This is a genomic window from Mesorhizobium sp. RCAM 06353 (genome assembly GCF_059683585.1).
On the sequence record NZ_CM185031.1, the window covers coordinates 5,704,608 to 5,727,062 of the forward strand.

20 protein-coding genes are annotated in these 22,455 nt (G+C 62.3%); 10 read left to right on the plus strand and 10 right to left on the minus strand.

From position 1 onward, the window contains the following. Positions 1-316 precede the first annotated feature (316 nt). Both AC56QX_RS27800 and AC56QX_RS27805 read left to right on the plus strand, forming a co-directional pair. Positions 317-1,240: a glycoside hydrolase family 26 protein gene (locus AC56QX_RS27800; protein WP_497111668.1), complete on the plus strand. Its 924-nt coding sequence runs from the start codon at positions 317-319 to the stop codon at positions 1,238-1,240. Between the two features lie 61 nt (positions 1,241-1,301). Continuing rightward, positions 1,302-1,820 (plus strand): DUF995 domain-containing protein, encoded by a 519-nt coding sequence (locus tag AC56QX_RS27805; protein ID WP_497111669.1) that lies wholly within the window; start codon positions 1,302-1,304, stop codon positions 1,818-1,820. Between the two features lie 82 nt (positions 1,821-1,902). Here the strand turns inward: AC56QX_RS27805 and AC56QX_RS27810 are convergent, their stop codons facing one another. Then, the gene (locus AC56QX_RS27810) at positions 1,903-2,352 is read right to left on the minus strand and encodes a DNA polymerase III subunit chi (protein WP_497111671.1); all 450 of its coding nucleotides are present in this window, start codon (positions 2,350-2,352) and stop codon (positions 1,903-1,905) included. 9 nt (positions 2,353-2,361) lie between these two features. Next, the gene (locus AC56QX_RS27815) at positions 2,362-3,873 is read right to left on the minus strand and encodes a leucyl aminopeptidase (RefSeq protein WP_497111672.1); all 1,512 of its coding nucleotides are present in this window, start codon (positions 3,871-3,873) and stop codon (positions 2,362-2,364) included. 364 nt (positions 3,874-4,237) lie between these two features. On the opposite strand from AC56QX_RS27815, the gene lptF reads away from it, so the two are divergent. From lptF to rsmA, 6 genes are all read left to right on the plus strand, one after another. After that, complete coding sequence (gene lptF, locus AC56QX_RS27820) at positions 4,238-5,440, plus strand: LPS export ABC transporter permease LptF (protein WP_497111673.1); 1,203 nt, start codon at positions 4,238-4,240, stop codon at positions 5,438-5,440. Beyond that, positions 5,437-6,522: an LPS export ABC transporter permease LptG gene (gene lptG, locus AC56QX_RS27825; protein WP_497117929.1), complete on the plus strand. Its 1,086-nt coding sequence runs from the start codon at positions 5,437-5,439 to the stop codon at positions 6,520-6,522. The genes lptF and lptG overlap by 4 nt, the downstream gene beginning before the upstream one ends. Further along, a complete protein-coding gene (locus AC56QX_RS27830) occupies positions 6,522-8,960 on the plus strand; it encodes an LPS-assembly protein LptD (RefSeq protein ID WP_497111674.1) in 2,439 nt (812 codons plus the stop codon). The genes lptG and AC56QX_RS27830 overlap by 1 nt, the downstream gene beginning before the upstream one ends. Before the next feature lie 90 nt (positions 8,961-9,050). Next, positions 9,051-9,983 (plus strand): peptidylprolyl isomerase, encoded by a 933-nt coding sequence (locus AC56QX_RS27835; RefSeq protein ID WP_497111676.1) that lies wholly within the window; start codon positions 9,051-9,053, stop codon positions 9,981-9,983. Position 9,984: 1 nt separating this feature from the next. Then, positions 9,985-11,013: a 4-hydroxythreonine-4-phosphate dehydrogenase PdxA gene (gene pdxA, locus AC56QX_RS27840; RefSeq protein ID WP_497111677.1), complete on the plus strand. Its 1,029-nt coding sequence runs from the start codon at positions 9,985-9,987 to the stop codon at positions 11,011-11,013. Continuing rightward, the gene (rsmA, locus tag AC56QX_RS27845; protein ID WP_497111678.1) at positions 11,010-11,849 is read left to right on the plus strand and encodes a 16S rRNA (adenine(1518)-N(6)/adenine(1519)-N(6))-dimethyltransferase RsmA; all 840 of its coding nucleotides are present in this window, start codon (positions 11,010-11,012) and stop codon (positions 11,847-11,849) included. Before pdxA ends, rsmA begins: the two co-directional genes overlap by 4 nt. Positions 11,850-11,888: 39 nt before the next feature. On the opposite strand, the gene gmk is transcribed toward rsmA, so the two are convergent. From gmk to mltG, 3 genes are all read right to left on the minus strand, one after another. After that, positions 11,889-12,545 carry a guanylate kinase gene (gene gmk, locus AC56QX_RS27850; RefSeq protein ID WP_172234850.1) on the minus strand — a complete coding sequence of 219 codons (657 nt, stop codon included), beginning with the start codon at positions 12,543-12,545 and terminating at the stop codon, positions 11,889-11,891. Between the two features lie 21 nt (positions 12,546-12,566). Continuing rightward, positions 12,567-13,457 carry a YicC/YloC family endoribonuclease gene (locus AC56QX_RS27855; RefSeq protein WP_497111679.1) on the minus strand — a complete coding sequence of 297 codons (891 nt, stop codon included), beginning with the start codon at positions 13,455-13,457 and terminating at the stop codon, positions 12,567-12,569. A 156-nt stretch (positions 13,458-13,613) separates the two neighbouring features. Continuing rightward, positions 13,614-14,741, minus strand: a complete 1,128-nt coding sequence (gene mltG / locus AC56QX_RS27860) for an endolytic transglycosylase MltG (RefSeq protein WP_497111681.1) — start codon at positions 14,739-14,741, stop codon at positions 13,614-13,616. Between mltG and AC56QX_RS27865 the strand changes: the two genes are divergently transcribed. Continuing rightward, on the plus strand, positions 14,740-15,012 hold the full coding sequence (locus AC56QX_RS27865) for a hypothetical protein (protein WP_497111682.1): 273 nt from the start codon (positions 14,740-14,742) through the stop codon (positions 15,010-15,012). The genes mltG and AC56QX_RS27865 overlap by 2 nt on opposite strands. Here the strand turns inward: AC56QX_RS27865 and fabF are convergent. The 4 genes from fabF to fabD all read right to left on the minus strand — a co-directional run bounded on the left by fabF (position 15,000) and on the right by fabD (position 18,478). Continuing rightward, positions 15,000-16,262 carry a beta-ketoacyl-ACP synthase II gene (fabF, locus tag AC56QX_RS27870; protein WP_172230506.1) on the minus strand — a complete coding sequence of 421 codons (1,263 nt, stop codon included), beginning with the start codon at positions 16,260-16,262 and terminating at the stop codon, positions 15,000-15,002. The genes AC56QX_RS27865 and fabF overlap by 13 nt on opposite strands. A gap of 34 nt (positions 16,263-16,296) precedes the next feature. Beyond that, positions 16,297-16,533, minus strand: coding sequence for an acyl carrier protein (locus AC56QX_RS27875; protein ID WP_006203723.1), 237 nt, complete (start codon positions 16,531-16,533; stop codon positions 16,297-16,299). A gap of 199 nt (positions 16,534-16,732) precedes the next feature. Next, a complete protein-coding gene (gene fabG / locus AC56QX_RS27880) occupies positions 16,733-17,470 on the minus strand; it encodes a 3-oxoacyl-[acyl-carrier-protein] reductase (RefSeq protein ID WP_477234942.1) in 738 nt (245 codons plus the stop codon). Between the two features lie 60 nt (positions 17,471-17,530). Continuing rightward, complete coding sequence (fabD, locus tag AC56QX_RS27885; RefSeq protein WP_497111683.1) at positions 17,531-18,478, minus strand: ACP S-malonyltransferase; 948 nt, start codon at positions 18,476-18,478, stop codon at positions 17,531-17,533. 278 nt (positions 18,479-18,756) lie between these two features. On the opposite strand from fabD, the gene AC56QX_RS27890 reads away from it, so the two are divergent. After that, positions 18,757-20,685 (plus strand): LTA synthase family protein, encoded by a 1,929-nt coding sequence (locus AC56QX_RS27890; RefSeq protein WP_497111684.1) that lies wholly within the window; start codon positions 18,757-18,759, stop codon positions 20,683-20,685. A gap of 46 nt (positions 20,686-20,731) precedes the next feature. Here the strand turns inward: AC56QX_RS27890 and AC56QX_RS27895 are convergent, their stop codons facing one another. Then, complete coding sequence (locus AC56QX_RS27895; RefSeq protein ID WP_497111685.1) at positions 20,732-22,369, minus strand: pilus assembly protein; 1,638 nt, start codon at positions 22,367-22,369, stop codon at positions 20,732-20,734. Positions 22,370-22,455 lie beyond the last annotated feature (86 nt).

Below are 22,455 nucleotides of genomic sequence, written 5' to 3' on the forward strand. Positions count from 1 at the left end.
GTTAAGCAACCGTTAATTGCACTTGACTCTTGGTCCCGACAGGCTCTTAAATTAGTCAGGGATGATATATCGGAATGTTGACGCGAATTTGTGAGTATCGCGGCGAAATCTCTCTCTGTAGCTCCTTTGTGTCGGTGCCTTGAGAGATAATTGTCAGGTGGGTTCGTGCGATGCGTCGCACGCCATCAATCGCTCCGAAATCCCACAGATTCCCCCAACTGAGCCGATCGGTCTTGGGTAGTCGCATCGAGTAACATCGATGCGCAGTGGCGACGCTTTGACTTCCGCGGGAAGCTCAGGCGATGGGAGAACAAACATGAAAAACTATGCGGCAAGCGCACTTGCAATCGCGTTGGCCTTGGGCGGGAGCACAGCGTTCCCGATTTCGGCAGGCGCCGGCTCGGCAGCCTCGACGGATCCCGTTCAGACGAGCAGCGCCGCGTCGGCGTTCGGATCCTATGATCCCTACGGCGACTTCAGCGCCGACAAGACCGCCAGCATCGAGGAGTTGTTCTTGCCGTGGGAAGACGTCGATCTGGCGACTCTTCCCTTGGCCGATGCCTATGCCCTTCAGCGGAACCGGTCGCTCTTGATCACCATCGAGCCTTGGACCTGGTCGAAGGACTGGCGCATCACCCCGAACGAACTGCGCGACGGCATATTGAGCGGCAAGTATGACGCCAACATGCAGGCAATCTGCAACCTGGTGGGGGCCATGAAGAGCCCCGTCACCATTCGCTGGGCGCAGGAAATGGAGGACAAGAACGGCCGCTTCACATGGGCCAACTGGGCCCCCAAGGATTGGATCGCCGCCTACAAGCGCGAGGTCGATCTCTGCCGCAAGGCTGCTCCGGCCGCCAAATACATGTGGTCACCCAAAGGTGAAGAGGGTCTGGAGAAATACTACCCTGGCGACGACTATGTCGACGTCATCGGACTGTCGGTGTTCGGCCTGCAGACAAAGGACAATAACGAGGCCGGTCGCGACCGTACGTTCGCCGAGATGCTAAAGCCAGGCTATGACCGCGTCGCGGCTTTCAACAAGCCAATCGAAGTGGCGGAACTCGGCTATGTCGGGAAGCAGGAATATGTTTCGCAATGGGCGGCCGATTCCCGCAAGTCCTATTCGGAATTTCCGGCCCTGACGTCAGTCGTCTACTTCAACCAGAAAGAAGTGTGGCCATGGTTGGGTGGCTATGGGCTGCCCGACTGGAGGGTTACCCAGCATGTCCTGCCCTAAGCGTATTGTGTAAGTGCAAGCGTAAAAACTGAGCGTAGCGTAAGATTGTAGGGGTGGGGCCGTGAAACGAGTACTGGGGAATTCCATTGGAACAGCACTTGCCTGTTCCATAGCAGTCCTGGCTTTCCAGCTTCCGGCGGTAGCCAAGACAGCGGCGCAAGTGGCAGAACTGGCCAGGCAGGCCGAAGCGGTGCCCGACGAAGGCATCTACCAGATGTATCAGAACCGCTCGTGGCTGTGGGGCCGAAACGGTGCGGGTTATTTTGCCGTGCAGCGTCGTCAATTCAGCGCCTGGACTTCAGACAAGGGCAAGCTGGGTTACGGTGACGGGATCTGGTTCATTCCCGGAGGAGGCAAGCTCTGCTTCCGGGCGAAATGGCATCGTGCGGAGGGCGACTCCAATGCCCTCACCTGCTTCGAACATCGCCAGACCGGCCGGGTGCTCTACCAGCGCAAGTTACCGGATGGCGACTGGTACGTCTTCAGGAACTCGCATCGCAACGTGGCGGACGAGTTCATGAAATTGAAATACGGCGACTACGTCAGCCGGAAACAGAAACGGATCAAGGCACAAGAGTAGCGCCTTATCATCGGCGGCAAAGCGTCGGCCAAAGCGCGTCGGACTCATGCGGCGCGCTTTAGGTCTGCGTCCACGGATCGCGTTAAGCCTTGCGCTCCCAGCGGCGGTCTGATGTCTGCTGCCAGTAGGTCACGGCGTGGCCGGCGTCCTTCATCGTCCTCCAATGCGCCCGGGCCGCCTCGACCTGGGCGGCGTCATGGCCGTCGAACAGGAACACGGCACGCTCGTAGCCGCTGAGTTCAGGCGGCGCCGCACCGTCGACCAGGAACCTTATCCTGGCCTCGTTGGGATTGCTGTCGCCGGTGGTCAACAGGATAGGCTGTTCGCCGGGATAAGCCTCGCGGTCCGTCGCGTGCGCCAGGAACGAATCGTCGCGGAAGGTCCACAGATGCTGGTCGAGCGCGTCACGCCTTTCCTCGGTGCCGGTCTGCACCACCGCGCGCCAGCCACGATCGACGCTGCGCTCGAGCAGGCCCGGCAGCGCCTGCTCCAGCGTCGATTCGGTCAGGTGGTAGAACAGCACGTCGGCCATGGATCAAGGTCAGCTTTCGTAGTAATCGCGCACCAGCCGGTCGAGCAGCCGCACCCCGAAGCCTGAACCCCAGGACTGGTTGATCTCGTTCGACGGCGAACCCATCGCCGTGCCGGCAATGTCGAGATGCGCCCAGTGCGTATCCTTGACGAAGCGCTGCAGGAATTGCGCGGCGATGATCGCGCCGCCATAGCGGCCGCCGATGTTCTTCATGTCGGCGTTCTTGGAATCGATCAGCTTGTCGTATTCGGCGCCGAGCGGCATGCGCCACAGCCGCTCCTGCGTCGCCTGCCCCGCCGCCGCCAGCCTCTCCGCCAGTTCGTCATTGTTGGAGAACAGGCCGGCATAATGCAGGCCGAGCGCGACCATGATGGCGCCGGTCAGCGTCGCCAGATTGACCATGAATTTCGGCTGGAAACGGTCGTTGCAGTACCACAGCGCGTCGGCCAGAACGAGGCGCCCTTCGGCGTCGGTGTTGAGCACCTCGATGGTCTGGCCCGACATCGAGGTGACGATGTCGCCGGGACGCTGGGCATGGCCGTCGACAGCGTTTTCGACCAGACCGATGATGCCGACGACATTGGCCTTTGCCTTGCGTGCGGCCAAGGCGTGCATCAGCCCAGTCACGGCGGCGGCGCCGCCCATGTCACCCTTCATATCCTCCATACCCGAAGCCGGCTTTATCGAATTGCCGCCGGTGTCGAAGGTGACGCCCTTGCCGACGAAGGCGATCGGGCTGTCCTTGGGCTTGCCGCCGTTCCACTGCATGATCGCCATGCGGGCGCCGCGAGGGGAGCCTTGGGCGACGCCGAGCAGCGAGCCCATGCCGAGCTTCTTCATCTCCTTCTCGGCCAGAATCTCGACCTTGACGCCGAGCGCCTCAAGTTCCTTGGCCTTGGCGGCGAACTCAACCGGTCCCAGCACGTTTGCCGGTTCGTTGACCAGGTCGCGCGCCAGAAGCACGCCGTCGACCACCGCCTCGGTCTCGGCGAAAGCCTTCTTGGCGCCCGCGGGATCGGCGGTGTGGATGGTGATCTTGACCGGCTTTTTCGCATCGGCCTTTGCGTCATCCTTGTCCTTCCTGGTCTTGTACTTGTCGAAGGAGTAGCTGCGCAGGAGAATGCCAGCAGCAAGGTTGGCGGCGTCCTTGCCATCAACCGAGGCGCCGACCAGGTCGAGCACTACGGCGACGTCGGTTGCCTTGCGCAGCGACGCCGCAATGGTGCCGCCCAGTTTCAGCCAGGCATATTCATCGAGCCCCGCCGCCTTGCCGGCGCCGACCGCGACCAGCCTGTCGAGCGACGTTCCTTCCGGCGCCAGAATCTCGACGATGCCGGCGAACTTGCCGCTGAACTCGGCCACCGGAAAGGCCCGTCCCAGCGTCTTGCCGGGATCGTAGGCCCTGGCCGCATCGCTCAGGCCACCGTCATCAGCCGACAGCACGAAGACCGTGCCCTTCCTGTTCGCCGCCGTCTGAGGCGCGACGAATTTTGCAAAGGCGATCGACGGTCTCGGGTTCATCATGTCCTGCTTTCGGGGATTGCGCGATGGTGCGCGAAGCGCTTTGAAGTGATCCGCGACATTTGGTCGTTTTCCGGCATTTGGCAAGACTTTGCCAAAATGACCACCCATATGACACGTGGAATCGATGGCGATTCGTCGCGGCACGGCCCCGCTTCATGCCGCAACATATTGTTAACCATCGATGTTTTCCCTTTCTTATCCATTCCCTCCGACACTCCGGTCCATTGCGGCACGCGACATGGGACGGGAACCGGATCGCCTGCCTGATCGAGCCCATCGGAGCCAGTTGTGCGGGCGTCGCCGGGCAGCTACCCTTAGCGTGGTGGCATGATGCCGTTCGAGAAAATCGAGTAAAGCCTTCATGAAGGTCGTTGAACGCTACATCATGCGCCGCGCTTTCGTGGTCTTCCTGGCAGCGCTTGTCTGGACGCTGGCCATCGTGTGGACCACGCAGGTGCTGGCCAAGATCGATCTGGTCACCGACAGCGGCCAGTCATCGCTGACCTTCTTCGAGGTCGCCGCCCTCATTCTTCCGTCGATCATCCCGATCGTCGTGCCTTTCGCGCTGGTGGTGGCGGTCGCCCAGACACTCAGTGTCATGAATTCGGATTCCGAACTCGCCGTCGTCAACGCCGCCGGCGCCTCGCGCTGGACGATCGTGCGGCCAATCATGCTTCTGGCTCTTGCCGCCAGTGTTTTTTCCCTTGCCGTCGACAATGGCATCGACCCCTATGCACGGCAGAAGAACCGGGCTTTGGTGGCGGAGTCGCGCGCCGATCTGTTGTCATTGATCATCCAGGAGGGCACCTTCCGAAAGATCGAGGACGGGCTGTTCCTGCAGATTGGCGAGCGGCTTCCCGATAACAAGCTGGGCGGCATCTTCGTCGCCGATTCGCGCGAGGAAGGCGTCAATCTCGTCTATTACGCCAAGACCGGCAGCGTCGTCGAACGCGGCGGCGAAAAGGTGCTGATGATGAACGACGGCGTCATCCACCGAAAAACGCTGACCGGCGACCTCAGTGTCATCCGGTTCACCTCCTATGCCTTCGACATGTCGGCTTTCATGGCGGCGGCATCCGAGGTGACGCTGTTGCCGAAGGACCAGACCACCCAGTACCTGCTCAATCCAAGCCCCAACGACAAGAGTTTTCAGCAGAATCCGCAGGAATACCGGGCCGAGGTCGACCAGCGGTTTTCGGAATGGCTGTATTCCATGGTGTTCGCGCTGATCGCTCTCGCGGTCGCCGGCGATGCACGCTCGCATCGCGAGGCGCGCGTCAATCCTTTGATCACGGCGATCACCATATCCCTGTTCGTGCGCTGGCTGGGTTTCTTTGCCGCCAGCAAGGCCGATGAAGTGCCGCAATACGCCTATATGGTCTATGGCGTGCCCATTGTGGCTTCCGCCGTGGCGATCTGGTTCATCGTGTCGAACCGGACCATGGAACTGCCGGTGGCCTGGGCGGACTGGATGACGAACCTGGCCAGCCGCGTCGGTGACGGCTGGAATGCCCTCAAACTGCGTTGGTCAAGGCGCGGCACTTCAGGTCAGGGGATCGGCTGATGGGCTGGACACTGGGCCGTTATTTCTTCTTCCGCTATGTGACGATCACGATCTGGTTCTTCCTGGGCCTGCTGGCGCTGGTCTTCCTGATCGATTTCACCGAGCTGTCCGGCCGCACCACCGGCCTACCCGGCTTCACCTATGGGACGGCGGTGGCTATTTCGGGCCTTCGCATGCCGATGATCATGCTGCAGACGGTGCCGTTTGTCGGCCTGTTCTCGGCGATGGCGACACTGGTTTCGCTCAACCGCCGCTACGAGTTGGTCATCGCCCGGTCCGCCGGCGTTTCCGCCTGGCAATTCCTTTTGCCATGCTGCATCGGAGCGTTGCTGTTCGGCTTTGTCTCGGTCGGGCTCATCAACCCGCTCGCCGCGCATGCCTTCTCCTTGTCCGAGCAGATCGAGACCCGGTTGCGCTCCGGCAAATCAAATACGGTTTCGGCCGATGCCGCACCCTGGATTCGCCAGAAAACCGGTACCGGTGACACCATCATCGGTGCGCGGGCCATCCTCAACCAGGGCCTCGAGATGGCCGATGTCGTCTTCTTCATCCTCGACCCGAAAGGCAATATCGTCGAGCGCAAGGACGCTGCCCGCGCCTATCTGCGGGACGGCTATTGGGAATTGCAGGATGTGAAGACCTTCAGGAACGGCACCATCCAGCCCGCGGCCAGCGATCGTGTGCCAACCAATCTGAAGCCTGAATTCGTGCAGGAGCGGCTGGCGCGCCCGGAGACCATTCCGTTCTACGACCTGCCTGGAAAAATCGAGGTTGCCCGTTCCTTCGGCCTCAAGGCAAATGCCTTTGCCATGCAGTTTGATTCGCTGGTGGCGTTGCCGTTCCTTCTCGTCGCCATGACGCTGATTGCGGCAACAGTTTCAATGCGATTTGCGAGAATGGGGCAATCGGCAACGATGATTCTGGGTGGCGTCGTTGCCGGGTTTCTGCTTTATGTCGTTTCGGTGCTGGTGAAGGCATTCGGCGTGGCGGGATTCGTGCCGACAGCCATAGCCGCCTGGGTGCCGGTCGTGGTAGCTATGTTCTTCGGGGTGACTTTCCTGCTATACAAGGAAGACGGCTAGTGAGGGAGGCGTTTTTGCCCAGCAACAGGCAGGCCAATTTGGCGCGCCTCTATGCGGCGAGCGCTTTGGCATGCCTGCTTGCCTGCGCCGTGCCGTTGCCTGCCTTCGCTCAGGAAGTCGGCAAGATGACGACCAACGTTCCGGCCGGCTCGCAGATGCTGCTGGCCGCCGATACGCTGGTCTACAACAACGACAACCAGACGGTGACCGCTGTCGGTGGTGTGCAGATCGACTATGGCGGCAACCGCCTCGTCGCCCAGAAGGTCATATACGACCGCAACACCAAGCGGATGGTTGCCACCGGCAATGTTGAAATCGTCAACAGCGACGGCACCAAGATCAATTCGCAGCATATCGATATCACCGACGATTTCGCCGACGGTTTCGTCAACGCGCTGCGCGTTGAAACCATCGACAAGGCCTATTTCGCCGCCGAAAGCGCCGAGCGCATGGGCGGCGTGCTGACCACATTCCACAATGGCGTCTACACCGCCTGCGAACCGTGCGAGGACAAGCCCGACAAGGCACCGACCTGGCGCGTGAAGGCCAGGAAGATCATCTGGAACGGCGAGAAGAAGACGGTTCGCTTCGAGAATGCGAATTTCGAATTTTTCGGTTTTCCCCTCGCCTACCTGCCGGCGTTCGAGATCGCCGACCCGACGGTGAAGCGCAAGAGCGGCTTCCTGATCCCCAGCATCAACTACAACAGCCACCTGGGCTACAGCGTCAAGATTCCCTATTATTTCGCACTTTCGCCGACATATGACCTGACGGTGACGGGAAGCGGCTATACCAAGCAGGGTTTCCTCGGAGAGGCCGAGTGGCGCCAGCGTTTCAACAATGGCGAGTACAGTTTCAAGGTCGCCGGGATCCAGCAGCAAAATCCCGACGCCTTCATTGATACCACCGCCTTCCCTTCCACCGGTGGCCACAACATCGACTCGGGTGCGGCCGGCGATCCGAACAAGTTCCGCGGCATGATGGGCACGCAGGGGCAGTTCGCCATCAACGATCGCTGGAATTTCGGTTGGGACGTGCTGCTGCAGACCGACAAGGACTTTTCGAGCACCTACAACATCGACAAGTACAATGCGGCCGTCCACCAATCGACGGTTTACCTGACTGGTCTCAACGGCCGAAACTATTTCGACGTGCGCGCCATGCATTTCGATGTCCAGGAGAACACGCCCGACAACTATATCTCCGCGCGCAGCGCCCAGCAGCCCTGGGTCATGCCGTCGCTCGACTATCAAAACATCCCCGACGTAGCGGTCGCCGGCGGCCAACTGTCGTTCAACGTCAATGCACGGGTTCTCCGTCGCGACGAACTGGATCAGACCTACTTTACCCCCTACGTGCCCGCTTCGGGTACCCAACGCGTGCGCGGCATTGAAGGCGAATCCGGCCGTTTGACCGCCGAGACCGAATGGAAGCGGACATTCACCACCGACGACGGATTGGTGCTGACACCGTTGCTGGCGCTGCAGGGCGACGTCGACTACCTCAATGCGTCATCGGCTTCGCTCGCCGCCGTCAATCAGATGGCGACAAATTTGGGCGTGCAGGACGATATGCGTTCGTCATTCGCCCGCTACATGGCCACCGCCGGGCTCGAAATGCGTTGGCCGCTGCTGTTTTCCATGGCCAGCGGATCCAGCCATGTCATCGAGCCGATGGCGCAGGTGTTCCTGCGTCCGAACGAACAATATGTCGGCGGCCTCGCCGTTCCGAATGAAGACGCCCAGAGCATGGTGTTCGACGCGACCACTCTGTTCGAACGCGACAAGTTCTCCGGTTATGATCGCATCGAAGGCGGCTCGCGGGCCAATGTCGGCTTCCGCTATTCCGGCTCCTACATCAATGGCTGGGGCACCAATGCCATTTTCGGCCAATCTTATCAGATTGGTGGTGAGAACTCTTTCGCCGTGCCGGATCTGGTCAATGTCGGCGCCTATTCGGGCCTTCAGACCACCAAGTCCGACTATGTCGGTCTGTTCGGCATCAACAGCCCGAATGGATTCGCAGCCTCCGTCAGCGGCCGCTTCGACGAACAGACCTTCGAGGTTCGCCGCGCCGAGTTGAGGGCCGCCTATTCAGGCCTGCCGGTGTCGCTGAGCGCCAGATACGCCTTCATCCAGGCCCAGCCGCTCTACGGTTTCACCACCGACCGTCATGAGGTCACGCTGGGCGCGTCCACGCATCTGGCCGAGAACTGGCGCGTGTTCGGGACAGGAACCTATGATCTGCAGGAAAGCCTGCTGGTCAAGGATGGGGTCGGCTTCGCCTACAACGATTCCTGCTTCACCTATCTGATGACGTACTCGCAGTCGCGTGACCTGAACACCAGGGAAGTGACGCAGAGCATCGGCTTCAACCTGTCGTTCCGCACCCTTGGCGACTTCGGCTCGTCGACCAACGCAGTCGACACCATCCAATAGCCGGCGAGACATCGTTTCGCCGCATAGGGCTGGCACGGATTCGCGCACCCGGGAGAGGACGAAATTGGGCGGAACCGGGATAGAATTGGGATGCCAATGATGAGGAAGTACCTCTTTTCAGCAGGGTTCGCGCTGCTTGTGGCGGCGACATCCGTGTCGATGACCGTCATGACGCCGCCGGCTTTCGCCAGCGAGATCAAATACGTCGTCAACGACATACCAATCACGTCAGGCGATATCGCGCATCGTGCCGCTTTCCTGAAGCTGCAGCGCAAGAAGGGCGATGCCGCCCAGGAAATGATCGACCAGACGCTGCGCATGGCCGAAGCCAAGCGGCTTGGCATCCGCATCAGCGACGCCCAGGTCGAGGCTGCCTATCAGCGCTTTGCTTCCGGCAACAAGATGCAGCTCAGCCAGCTCGATGGCGTGATGGAAAAATCCGGCGTCAGCAAGGATCATTTCAAGGAATTCATCCGCGCCCAGATGGCCTGGAACCAGGCCTTGAGTGCGCGTTACCGTTCCGGCGAAGGCGGCAGCGTGACCGAACAGGATGCGGTCAGGCGCATGCTCGACAAGGGCGGGGCCAAACCGAGCGCCACCGAGTACATGCTGCAGCAGGTCATCTTCGTCGTGCCCGCCGCCGAACGCAGCGCGACGCTGGCCAAGCGCAAGCGCGAGGCCGATGCCATGCGCGCCCGCTTCAACGGCTGCACCACGACGCGCGAGTTCGCCAAGGGCCTCATCGACGTCACCGTTCGCGATCTGGGCCGGGTGCTGGCGCCGCAATTGCCGCCGGACTGGGCCGAGCAGATCAAGGCGACCAAGGTCGGCGGCGCCACCACCACACGCGAAACCGATCGCGGCGTCGAGTTCATCGGCATCTGCTCATCGCGCGAAGTGTCCGACGACAAAACAGCCCAGATGGTGTTCCAGAGCGAAGGCTCCAACGACAAGGCCGCCGACGATCTCAGCAAGAAATATGTCGACGAGCTGAAGGCGAAAGCCCGCATCGTCAAGCGCTGAGGTGAAGAGCGCGATGACCGCGCTGGCGCTGAGCGTCGGCGATCCGTCCGGCATCGGCCCCGAAATCGCCATCGCCGCCTTCCTGGCGCGCAAGGCAGTCGGCCTGCCCGCCTTCTATCTTTTGGCCGATCCGATGCTGATCGCCTCGCGGGCAAGCCAGCTGGGCCTGTCGGTGCCGATCGTCGAGACGACACCGGCGCTAGCGGCGCAGGTTTTCGCCCATACCTTGCCGATCGTTCCACTTGCGGCTCGGTTCATCGACAGCCCCGGCCGGCCGGATCCGGCCAATGCGGCCGGCACCGTCGAGGCCATCGACCGAGCTGTCGCCGCTTGCCTTGCCGGCGACGCCGCCGCCGTCGTCACCTGCCCGATCGCCAAGAAGCCGCTCTACGACGCCGGGTTCGGCTTTCCCGGCCACACCGAATATCTGGCGCATCTCGCAGCCCGGCACAGCGGTTTCGACGCAATGCCGGTGATGATGCTGGCAGGCCCTGACCTGCGCACGGTTCCCGTCACCATCCACATCGCTCTGGCCGAGGTGCCGAAGACCCTGACCAGCGAGCTGATCATCGCGACCGCGCGCATCACCGCGGCCGATCTCGCCAGCCGCTTCGGCATCGCCAGGCCGAGGCTCGCCATCGCCGGCCTCAATCCGCATGCCGGCGAAGGCGGTTCGATGGGCCTGGAGGACGAGCGCATCGTGCGCCCGGCAGTTGACATCCTGCGCGCCGAAGGCATCGATGCTTTCGGCCCGCTGCCGGCCGACACGCTGTTCCATGCCCGGGCACGGGCAGGCTATGACGTGGTACTGTGCATGTATCACGACCAGGCATTGATCCCGGCCAAGACGCTGGCCTTCGATGAAGCGGTCAACGTCACGCTCGGCCTGCCCTTCATCCGCACCTCGCCAGACCACGGCACTGCCTTCGACATCGCCGGCAAGGGCATTGCGCGGCCCGACAGCCTGATCGCGGCGCTGAAGCTCGCCAGAAGGCTCGCCGACATCGACGCAAGGGCCGGGGCCGCATGAGCATCGACGGGCTGCCGCCGCTGCGCGACGTCATCGAGCGCCATGGGCTGCAGGCGAAAAAGGCGCTCGGCCAGAATTTCCTGCTCGACCTCAATTTGACCGGCAAGATCGCACGCGTTGCTGGCGATCTCACAAACACCGTGGTGATCGAGGTCGGACCGGGGCCCGGTGGGCTGACAAGGGCGCTGCTTTCCAACGGCGCCCGCCGGGTCGTCGCCATCGAGCGCGATGAACGCTGCCTGGCTGCCCTTGCCGAAGTCTCCGCTCACTATCCCGGCCGGCTGGAGGTGATTTCCGGCGACGCACTGAAGACCGACTTCGCCGCCCTCGCCTCGGCGGCAACCGGAGACAGTGGTCAGGTGCGGATCGTGGCCAATCTGCCGTACAACATCGGCACCGAGCTGCTGGTGCGGTGGCTGACGGTTCCGGACTGGCCGCCCTTCTACGCCTCGATGACGCTGATGTTCCAGCGCGAGGTGGCCCAGCGCATCGTCGCGGCGCCCGGCAGCGACGCCTATGGCAGGCTTGGCGTGCTGGCCGGCTGGCGCTCGCAGGCCAGGATCGCCTTCGATGTGCCGCCCCAGGCCTTCACACCACCGCCCAAGGTCACCTCTTCGGTGGTGCATCTGGAGCCGCGCGCGACGCCCCTGCCCACTGACGTCAGGAAACTCGGTCGTGTCACCGAAGCCGCCTTTGGCCAACGCCGGAAGATGCTGCGGCAGAGTGTGAAAAGCCTTGGCGGTGAGGCCTTGCTCGAGCGCGCGGGCATCGATCCGACCCGCCGCGCCGAAACGCTCAGCGTCGAGGAATTCGTGCGACTGACCAATGCGGTGTAGCTCGCTTCTCCCCGTTCACGGGGAGAAGGAAAAAAGACCTCACACCGTCTTCTCGTCCAGCAATCCCGAGACAAAATCAAAAAGCCCGGGCCGGCGGTCTCGCCGCAATCGTTCGGCGACGACGATGCCGCGCACTTCGGCGAAGGCGCGGTCGAGATCGTCATTGACGATGACGAAATCATATTCCTTCCAGTGTTCGATCTCGTTGCGGGCGTTCTTCAGTCGCGTTTCGATCACCGCTTCCTGGTCCTCGGCCCGGCGCTTCAGCCGTGCCTTCAATTCCTTCATCGATGGCGGCAGGATGAAGATCGAGACGATGTCGGCGCGCATCTTCTCCTTCAGCTGCTGTGCGCCCTGCCAGTCGATGTCGAACAGCATGTCGCGGCCTTGCGCCAACGCCAGTTCGGCGGGTTCGCGCGGTGTCGCATAGCAATTGCCGTGCACCTCGGCCCATTCAAGCAGCGCGTCGGAATCGCGCAGCCGCTCGAAGTCGCGCATGGTGCGGAAATGGTAGTGAACACCCTCGATCTCTGAGCCGCGGCGCGGTCTGGTGGTGACCGAGACCGACAGTTCGAGGCTGGAATCGCTTTCCAGGAGGTTGCGGGCGATCGTCGACTTGCCGGCGCCGGATGGCGACGACAGCACGAGCATCAGCCCCCGGCGGCGGATGCGGGACCCCAAATCCCTGGGAACCATCGGTTCCTTGGCAACCATCGGCTACTCCAGATTCTGGACCTGTTCACGAAACTGGTCGACCACGGCCTTCAGCTCCAGTCCGATCGCGGTGACAGCTGCGGCGTTCGACTTCGAGCACAGCGTATTCGATTCGCGGTTAAATTCCTGTGCCAGAAAATCGAGCTTGCGGCCGACAGCGCCGCCGCCCTCGAGCAGGGCCCGGCCAGATGCGACATGCGTTTTCAGCCGGTCGATCTCTTCGCGGATATCGGCCTTGGTGGCGAGGAATGCCGCCTCCATATGCAGCCGGCTCGCATCCAGATTGGCGGACGCGTCCATCAGCAGCTTGACCTGCTCGGCGATGCGTTCACGGATCGCCGTGGTCTCGCGAGACGGATCCGCCTCCGCGCGCAAAGTCAGCGCCTCGATGGCGTCGATGTGGCCGGATAGCAGCAAAGCCAGTGCCGCACCCTCGCCCTGCCGTGCCTGCTCCAGCCCTTTCAGTGCCACGTCGAGCGCAGCCATGATGGCGATGTCGAGCGCGGCGCGCGCCTCTTCGGTTTCCACGGTTTCGGGAATGTCGAGCACGCCACGCAGCGACAGCAACCCGTCAGCTGACGCGGGGGCAACGCCGAATTGTTCCTGCAGCCGCTTCGCCAGCCCAGCAAGGTCCTTTAGAAAGGCCTCGTTGACAACGGGTAGCGCCTGCGCGCCGGCGGCGCGGCCGATGGTCAGCGTCGCCTGGAAATTGCCGCGGGCGAAACGCTTCTGCAGTGTTTGCCTGACCGTCGGCTCCAGCCGCTCGAAACCCGGCGGCAACCGCAGCCGCACCTCGACGCTCTTGCCGTTGACCGACTTGACCTCCCAGGCGATCGAAGTGCCGTCATGCTCGGCGACGGCGCGCGCAAACCCGGTCATGCTCTGCAAATTCATGTCGCCTGCACACCCCTGGCGCATCACCCCAAAGCCAGTTTTCCGGACGGGGGCAAGTGCTGCTTGAAAACAACCACGCCACGGTGCGTCAAAATCGGACGCTGGCGTTCTTTCAAATGTCAGGCTGTCGCCCTCCGGGCAACGCCTTTCTTCGTCTTACTGCGCATCGCCCGCATCGCCGCCGGCATCGCCATTGTCGCCACCGGTACCGTCGCTGTCGTCGGCAGGCTTGTCGGCAGCGGGCTTGTCATCGGCAGGCTTGTCGGCATTGCCGCTGGTACCAGCGGCAGCGGCGGCCTTGGCCGCGTCATCGGCCTGCTTCTTCTGCAACGCACGATAACGGGCGACATTCTCATTGTGCTCGTCCAGCGTCGCGGCAAAGACGTGACCGCCCGTGCCGTCGGCGACGAAATAGAGATCGTCGGTCTTCGATGGATTGGCCACGGCCTCAAGCGCCGCACGGCCCGGATTGGCGATGGGCGTCGGCGGCAGGCCGCTGATCACATAGGTGTTGTAGGGCGTCTGCTTCTGGATGTCCGACTGGTAGATCGGGCGGTCCGCGGGCTTCCCCTTGCCGCCGAACAGACCATAGATGATGGTCGGATCGGATTGCAGGCGCATGCCCTTGGCCAACCGGTTGAGGAACACGGCGGCGACGCGCGAACGCTCGTCCCCCCTGCCGGTTTCCTTCTCGACGATCGAGGCCAGGGTGACGAAGTCCTCGATATTGGCGAGCGGCAGGTCCGGCGCGCGACGCTGCCAGACCTCGTCGACCAGCTTCTTCTGATCGGCCACCAGCTTGTCGATCATCTGCCGGCGCGTCGCGCCGCGCGTGAAGCGCAGTGTGTCGGTGGCAAGGCTGCCCTCGGGAGGTGTCGTCGCCGGCATGTCGCCGCTCAAAGCGGGCTCGTCGGCGATACGCTGCAGGGCCTGCTCGACCGTCAGCCCTTCCGGAATGGTCAGCGAGTACATCACCGACTTGCCGCTCTTCAGAAGCTCCATGATGTCGCGCATGGATGCCCGGGGCTTGATCTCGTATTCGCCGGCCTTGAGCGCGGAATCGTTGCCGAAGGCACGCACGCCAAGGCGGAAGACGCGGGCATCGCTGATCAGCCCACGGCGCTCAAGCTGGTCGGCGATGTCGGCGACGCCGGTGTTCGGCTTGACCAGGAAGGTGTCGCCATTGGCTGAGGGACCGGCTTCGGTGAATTCCTGCTTGCCGAAGTAAAGCGCCGCACCCGCCGCCAGAACCATCAGCATCACCAAGGAGATGACGAAGTTCATGAACACGACGACCTGGCTGCGCGAAGCGCGCGAGCGCTTCGGCGGCGGCGTTCCGGCTTCCGGCCGCAAGGCCTCGCTGGCTGTCTTCGGCACGATCGGCCCGGTATTCGCCGGCCGTTGCCCGAATTCTCCGTTGCCCGACGGATTTGTGTTCATTTCGCCCTACCGTTTGATCTCTCAACGAATCCCCTGCGGCAGAGTAGGGGCGAATATGGCAAAATTGACGACATGCCGACGCATCGCCCGGCAGCCGGGCGATCAGCCATTGTAACGCTGGAATACAAGCGAAGCGTTGGTGCCGCCGAAACCGAAGGAATTGGACAGCGCCACGTCGATCTGGCGAGCCCGCGGCTTGTTCGGCACCAGGTCGATCGCGGTTTCGCGCTCCGGGTTGTCGAGATTGATGGTCGCCGGCGCGACATTGTCCCGGATCGCGAGGATCGAGAAGATCGCTTCGGCGGCACCCGCCGCACCCAGCAGATGGCCGATCGACGACTTGGTCGACGACATCGAAATCTTCGACGCCGCATTGCCGACCAGCCGCTCGACAGCGCCGAGTTCGATCGTGTCGGCCATGGTCGAGGTGCCGTGCGCGTTGATGTAGTCGACGTCGGCGGGCGTAAGCTTGGCCCGGTTCAACGCCGCCGTCATGCAACGGAAAGCCCCGTCGCCATCTTCAGCCGGAGCCGTGATATGATAGGCATCGCCGGTGAGACCGTAACCGGTCACCTCGGCATAAATCTTCGCACCGCGCGCCTTGGCGTGCTCGAGTTCCTCAAGCACCACCACACCGGCGCCCTCGCCCATGACGAAGCCGTCGCGGTCACGGTCGTATGGACGCGACGCCGTCTGCGGCGTGTCATTGCGATCGGTCGACAGCGCCCGACAGGCGGCGAAGCCGGCGATCGACAGCCGCGTCACCGGCGCCTCGGCGCCACCGGCGACCATGACGTCGGCATCGCCCCACATGATCAGCCGGGCAGCATCGCCAATGGCGTGCGCGCCGGTCGAACAGGCCGTGACGACAGCATGGTTCGGGCCTTTCAGCCCGTGCCGGATTGAAACCTGGCCGGAGACGAGATTGATGATCTGGCCCGGGATGAAGAAGGGGCTGATGCGGCGCGGGCCGCGTTCCTTGAGGATCATCGCGTTCTCGGCGATGCCCTCGATGCCGCCAATGCCCGAACCGATGAGCACGCCGGTGGCGCATTGCTCTTCGTGGGTCTTGGGTTCCCAGCCGGAATCCTTCAGCGCCTCATCGGCGGCGGCAATCCCGTACAGGATGAAATCGCCGATCTTGCGCAATTCCTTCGGCTCGAGCACGGCCTCGGGATTGAAGGTGGCATTGCTGCCGTCACCACGCGGAACGACGTGGGCGATCTTGCAAGCAAGATCCTCCACCTCGAACTCGGTGATGCGCTTGGCGGCGCTGCGGCCGGTCAGAAGTTCCTTCCAGCTGTGCTCGAAGCCCATGCCGAACGGCGACAACAACCCTAGGCCCGTGACGACGACACGCCTCATCGCAGGTCCTCCCCGGTGATGACTGCGGAAAGCGTCAGGCCGAAGCCTTGTCGATGTACTTCACCGCATCGCCGACCGTCAGGATGGTCTCGGCTGCGTCGTCGGGAATCTCGACGCCGAATTCTTCTTCGAACGCCATGACGAGTTCGACCGTGTCGAGGCTGTCAGCGCCCAGATCATCGATGAAGCTCGCCTGCTCCGTCACTTTGTCGGCATCGACGCCCAGGTGCTCGATGACGATCTTCTTGACGCGCTCTGCGGTGTCACTCATTTGGGGCATCCTCGTCTTTTGTTTGTCTGTCTTCGTTAGCGGGCAGAATGCCGCTAATCAAGCTGAAAGATGGTCCTGCCGGAAACGCAACGGCCACGGACCGGTTTTTGCCCGAACCGCCGGGTTGCGGGCCGCATTACACGAAAAATGGCTGAGGTCCAAGGCGAAATGGTCTCTTTTCACAGCCCCGCCGTATCCGTCAAATCATAGCCATGCCGCCGTTGACATGGATGGTCTGGCCGGTGACGTAGGCGGCTTCGTTGGAGGCGAGGTAGGCGACGGCGGACGCCACTTCAACACTCGTGCCCATGCGGCGCGTCGGAATCGCCGCCATGATCGCCTCTTTCTGCTTGTCGTTGAGCTTGTCGGTCATCGCCGATTCGATGAAGCCCGGGGCAACGCAGTTGACGGTGATGTTGCGGGTGGCGATCTCCTGCGCCAGCGATTTGGAGAAGCCGATCATGCCGGCCTTGGAGGCGCAGTAATTGGTCTGGCCGGGATTGCCGGTCACGCCAACCACCGAGGTGATGTTGATGATGCGGCCATGGCGGCGGCGCATCATCGGATGGGTGAGTTCGCGGGTCAGCCGGAAAACGGCGGTCAGGTTGACTTCGAGCACCGAGTCCCAATCGGCGTCCGACATGCGCACGAACAGGCCGTCCTTGGTGATGCCGGCATTGTTGACCAGGATATCGACGCCTTCGAGCTCGGCCTCCGCCTTCTGACCAAGCGCCTTGACCTCGTCGCGGTTCGACAGATTGGCCGGGAACAGTTTGACCCGGTCACCGAGTTCGCCTGCCAAGGTCTCCAGTTTCTCGATCCGGGTGCCGTGCAGGCCGACAATGGCGCCTTGCGCATGCAGCACGCGGGCAATCGCCTCGCCGATGCCTCCCGATGCTCCGGTGACGAGCGCCTTGCGGCCGGTCAGTTCGAACATTTTTTGTCTCCTGATCTGAGAAAACAGCCTTCACACGGAAGGGGTGAAATCGCCAGTGGATTATGCAAGCGCGGCCAGCGCCGCCTCAACATCGGCCGAGGTGCCGACGGCTGATGTGGCGATGTCGCGATTGATGCGCCGTGCTAGGCCCGACAGCACCTTGCCGGCGCCGATCTCGTAAAGCGTTGCAACGCCGTTGGCGCCGAACCATTCCACCGTTTCGCGCCAGCGCACGCGGCCGGTTATCTGCTCGACCAGGCGCCGCGCGATCTCGTCGGGATCACTGGTCGGGGTCACGGTGACGTTGGACAGCACGGGCACTGCCGGCGCATGCTTCGTTACCCCGGCGAGCGCGTCGCGCATGACATTGGCCGCCGGCGCCATCAGCGCCGAATGGAAGGGCGCCGAGACCTGCAGCATCAGCGCCCGCTTGGCGCCCTTTTCGGTGCACAGTTTCGCCGCCAGTTCGACCGCGGCCTTGGCGCCGGAAATGACCATCTGGCCGCCGCCATTGTCGTTGGCGATCTGGCAGACCTTGCCGGCCCCTTGTGCGGCCTCGGTGCAAGCGGCTTCGACATCTGCCTGCTCCAGTCCGATGATCGCCGCCATGGCGCCCTCGCCGGCCGGCACCGCCGCCTGCATGGCGTTGCCGCGAATGCGCAGCAGACGGGCGGCATCGGCAACAGAGACGAACCCGGCGGCGGCAAGGGCCGAATATTCGCCCAACGAATGGCCCGCGACATAGGCGACCTTGTCCTTCAGCGAGAAGCCGCTCGCTTCCAGCGCCCTGATCGCCGCCAGTGACACTGCCATCAGCGCCGGCTGCGCGTTGGCCGTCAGCGTCAGGGTCTCTTCGGGACCTTCCCAGATCAGCTTCGACAGGTTTTCGCCGAGCGCATCGTCGACTTCCTGGAAGACCCTGCGTGCCTCGGGAAAGGCGTCGGCGAGATCCTTGCCCATGCCGACAGCCTGGCTGCCTTGTCCCGGAAAGGTGAATGCAATGGCCATGCGAGGGCTCTCCAAGACTGGTTGTGCTTGCCTGATAACACGCGTTTTTCCTGCCTGTGGCGCAAGGCAGGCCGCCAAGTCAAGCCCGGTTCAGCCCAGTCCCGAGTCGGAACCATGCGCCGGGTGCCTGTTCCGAAAGGCTTTTTGGCGATCACTCCTGATGAAAACCGCTCACGAATCGTTTGCTGGCTCTTCTTATTTCCGCCACAGGCGCTAGCTTTGCGTGACAATTATATGACAATCGAGTGACTTGGGTTGTCGCTGGGTGGGAAGTCAAAGTGGCAAAGAGTTCGAAACGCGCAGGTAAAGCCGCGCCTCAGTTCCTGGAAGACGATCCGTCCACCGGCTATCTGCCGGGCCGGAGATGGCCTGTCGTCCGTTACGGATTGATCAGCCTGGCGATCTCAACCATCCTGGTGTTTGTCATCGAATTGATCGTACGCGGCGACTTTGCCGGCACGGTCTCCTTCTTCCTGCAGCCGCTCAAGCCGGGCTGGACGACCATCGTCGTGTTCGCGCTGATCCTGATCGGCCTCGATGCCGTGCTCGGCCGCAGTCATCAAAGCCTGATGATCGTCGCGCCATTGACCCTGTCGCTGGCCTTTGTCGGCCACCAGAAATCGCATTATCTCGGCGATCCGCTCTATCCGACTGACTTTCTCTACGCCCGCCAGATCGTCGCCCTGCTGCCACTCCTGGTGCGCGACCGGCCGATGACCGCGCTCGCCATGGTCGTCGGCATCGTCGCCGGCCTGTCGCTGCTCGTCTATGGCTGGCGGCTGTGGCGCCGCAAGGTTCCCGCACTCAGCCACAAAGGCCGCCTTGCCCGGCTGACGCTGGCGGTGCCGCTGCTCGCCTTCTTTGTCTCGATCATGGACTATGCCACCTTCTCCTGGACCAGGGATCGGCTGCAGATCATCCCGATCATGTGGGACCAGAAGGAAAACTATGCCTCGAACGGGTTTGCGCTTGCCTTCGCGCTCAACGTGCCGATGGCGCATGTCTCGGCACCATCAGGCTATTCCGACAAGGCGATCGCGGCGATCGAGCGGCCGCAGGTGACGGCCTCGGTGCCCGATGAAAAGCCCGACATCATCGTCGTCATGAGCGAATCCTTCTGGGATCCGACCAAGCTGCCCGGCGTCTCCATCACACCGGATCCCATTCCCACCGTGCGATCGTTGCGTTCCGGTTCGATGTTCTCGCCTGAATTCGGCGGCATGACCGCAAACATCGAATTCGAGGCGCTGACCGGTTTTTCCAACGCCTTCCTGCCCGCCGGCAGCATTCCCTACCAGCAATATGTGCGCACGCCGACGCCTTCGATGGCGACCTTCCTGAAGAGCGAGGGCTACCGGGCACGCGCCATCCATCCCGGCACCAACTGGTTCTGGAACCGCGGCGCGGTCTATGCCGATTTCGGTTTCAACGATTTCAAGTCGGAAGAGACGCTGCCGCCGATGGAAAAGCGCGGACCGCTGGCATCGGATGCGGCGATGACGGACGAGATCATCCGCGAAGCCGACGCCAGTGACGACCCGGTGTTCTTCTTCGCGGTCAGCCTGCAGAACCATGGTCCCTATGAACCGAACCGTTACTACAACCCGACCCACTCGGTGCAGGCGCCGATCAGCCAATGGGCGCGCGACTCGCTGCTAAGCTATGCGGAGGGCTCAGCCGATGCGGACCGCGGCCTTGAACGGCTGATCGAATGGGCCAAGAAGCGCTCCCGCCCCACCGTCATCGCCTTTTTCGGCGACCATCTGCCGCCGCTGGGGCCGGTCTATGTCGAAACCGGTTTCCTGAAGGACAATGTCGCGCCACGCAAGGAAGCAACGCCGCAAGACGCATTGGAACATCATCAGACGCCGCTGATCATCTGGTCGAACCGCTCCGGTTCGGTGGAGAACCTTGGCGCGGTGAGCCCGGCCTTCCTGCCCTATCATATCCTCACCACCGCGGGGATTACGCATCCCTATTACACGGGTTTTCTGGGTGAGATGCGTCAACACTACCGCGTCGTCGACCGCAACCTGCTGCTGACGCCGGCCGGCGAGGCCACGCCCGACTGGTCGCGTCAGAAGGAGATCGACCCGGCGATCAGCGATTTCCGGCTCATCCAGTACGACATGATGTTCGGCAAGCGCAGCGCTGCGCCCGACTTCTTCCCCGAGACGGTCGACAAGGTTGTCGCCCATACGAGTTGAAGGGTTCCGATCCCTTCAGGTGTAGCGGCCTCTTGAGATTGAGCGCTCAATTCGTCAATTGCAGCTTCGAGAACTTGTTGGCGATTTGCTGGAAAACGTTCGGCAGTTTTGCTGGATCGTTGACGGCATAATAGCCGCTCGGGTCGGAAGCGCAGGCGCTGTAGAGCGTGCGGTTGGCGGCGGTATCCGACTGCAGCACCATCGTGTAGATTTGCACGCCCTCGTTCTTCAACTGCGTGCAGACGCTCTTGGTCCAGCCGTCGACATTGCGCGCCGCCGTCGTCTGGTTGTCTGAGCCGAAGCGGCCACCCGCCAGATAGCCATAGGACGTATAGTCGGACTTGGTCGGCTGATTGCTGGCGCCATAGACGACATTCTCGCCATCGGTAAGCAGCATGACGATCTTGCTGACGCCTGGCGTCTTGAATGGCACCCCGTCGGTATAGGGCGCGCCGGGTGACAGCACCCGCATGCCCCACGACAGACCCTCCGAGACGTTGGTGCCGGAACCGTTCCACTCCGTCATCTGGCTCGCCGCCTTGCGCAATTTGTCGAAATCGTCGGTCAGGGGAACGACGGGGGTCGGGCAGGAGCGGTTGGGACCAACGGTGATCGCGCTGCCGGTCTCGGTGACGATCTTGTTCGTCGACGCGACATATTTGGCGATCTTTTCCAGGTCCGCGCCCAACAGTGCGTTGACCACACTGCCAAGCAGGCCGCTAAGGTCGATGCCCAGTATATTGACGCCCGGCTCGGCGAGTTTGACCTTGTCGATGGTGTCGTCGAGGTACGAATTGTTGTAGCCGGTCGCCGAGTTGCCGTAGGAACCTGACGGCTTGGTGGCAGGCTCTGGATCGTCGGGAGCGAAGTAAGGCACGAACAGCGTGTCGGGTTTGTTCGCATCCGGCGGCGTATCAGAAATGTTGTAGGTGCCGGGGCGAGCCTCGACGCAGCCTTTCCATCCGGTGTCTTTCCATCCGCCCTTCAGCCCCAATTGCTTGAACAGCGCCATATGGTTCGGCCGCTTGCCGTCGATGACGGGGAAATTGATGCCGTTGGTCGAGGACTTGCCGTCCATGTCGATCCACGACGGGTCGAACCCGTCTCCATCGACATTGACCGCCGTGACAAAGGGAACCAGCGAGGCACGCACCTGGCGCGTCGGCGATTTTGTCGCTTCGAGCGTGTCCAGCAGTGACTTCGTCGCCGTTCTCAACGCCGTCATGCGGGCGCCGGCCATGGAGCCGGTATTGTCCAGCACCAGCACGACTTCGAGCTGATTGTTCGATTCGACGGCCGAGGCATCGACGACGATGTGCTTGTTCTGGCCGAACAGAAAGGCGAAGTTCAAATTGACGTCCGCCGAGGCGACAGCTTTCGTCTTGATGTAGTTGACGCCTTTGTCGACGGTCAGCGTTGCCTGCGCGTTGGCGAGTTCACTATTGCCGGCGATGTTGGCCTGAAAATAGCGGTTGAACGCGTCGGGGCGGGTGATGTCGAGATCGCCGAGATGCGAGGAGGCAAGATTTGCGGAGTCGAGCGCATTCTGCAGGTTGCTCTTGGCTCGCATGATGGTGGACACGTCGACCGCGAAGGCCACAGCCGACAGGATGGCCGGCAGGCCGAGCCCCATCAGAAGCGCGAAATTGCCGTTCTTCGAGCGCCAGAATCTGTTGAGAAGCATCCTTACCCCCGGAAATGCTCACCGCTTGATCTGCGCGGGTTGCCCGGGCTTTTGCGCCTTCCATGATGAATCGACCGTTGACGGCA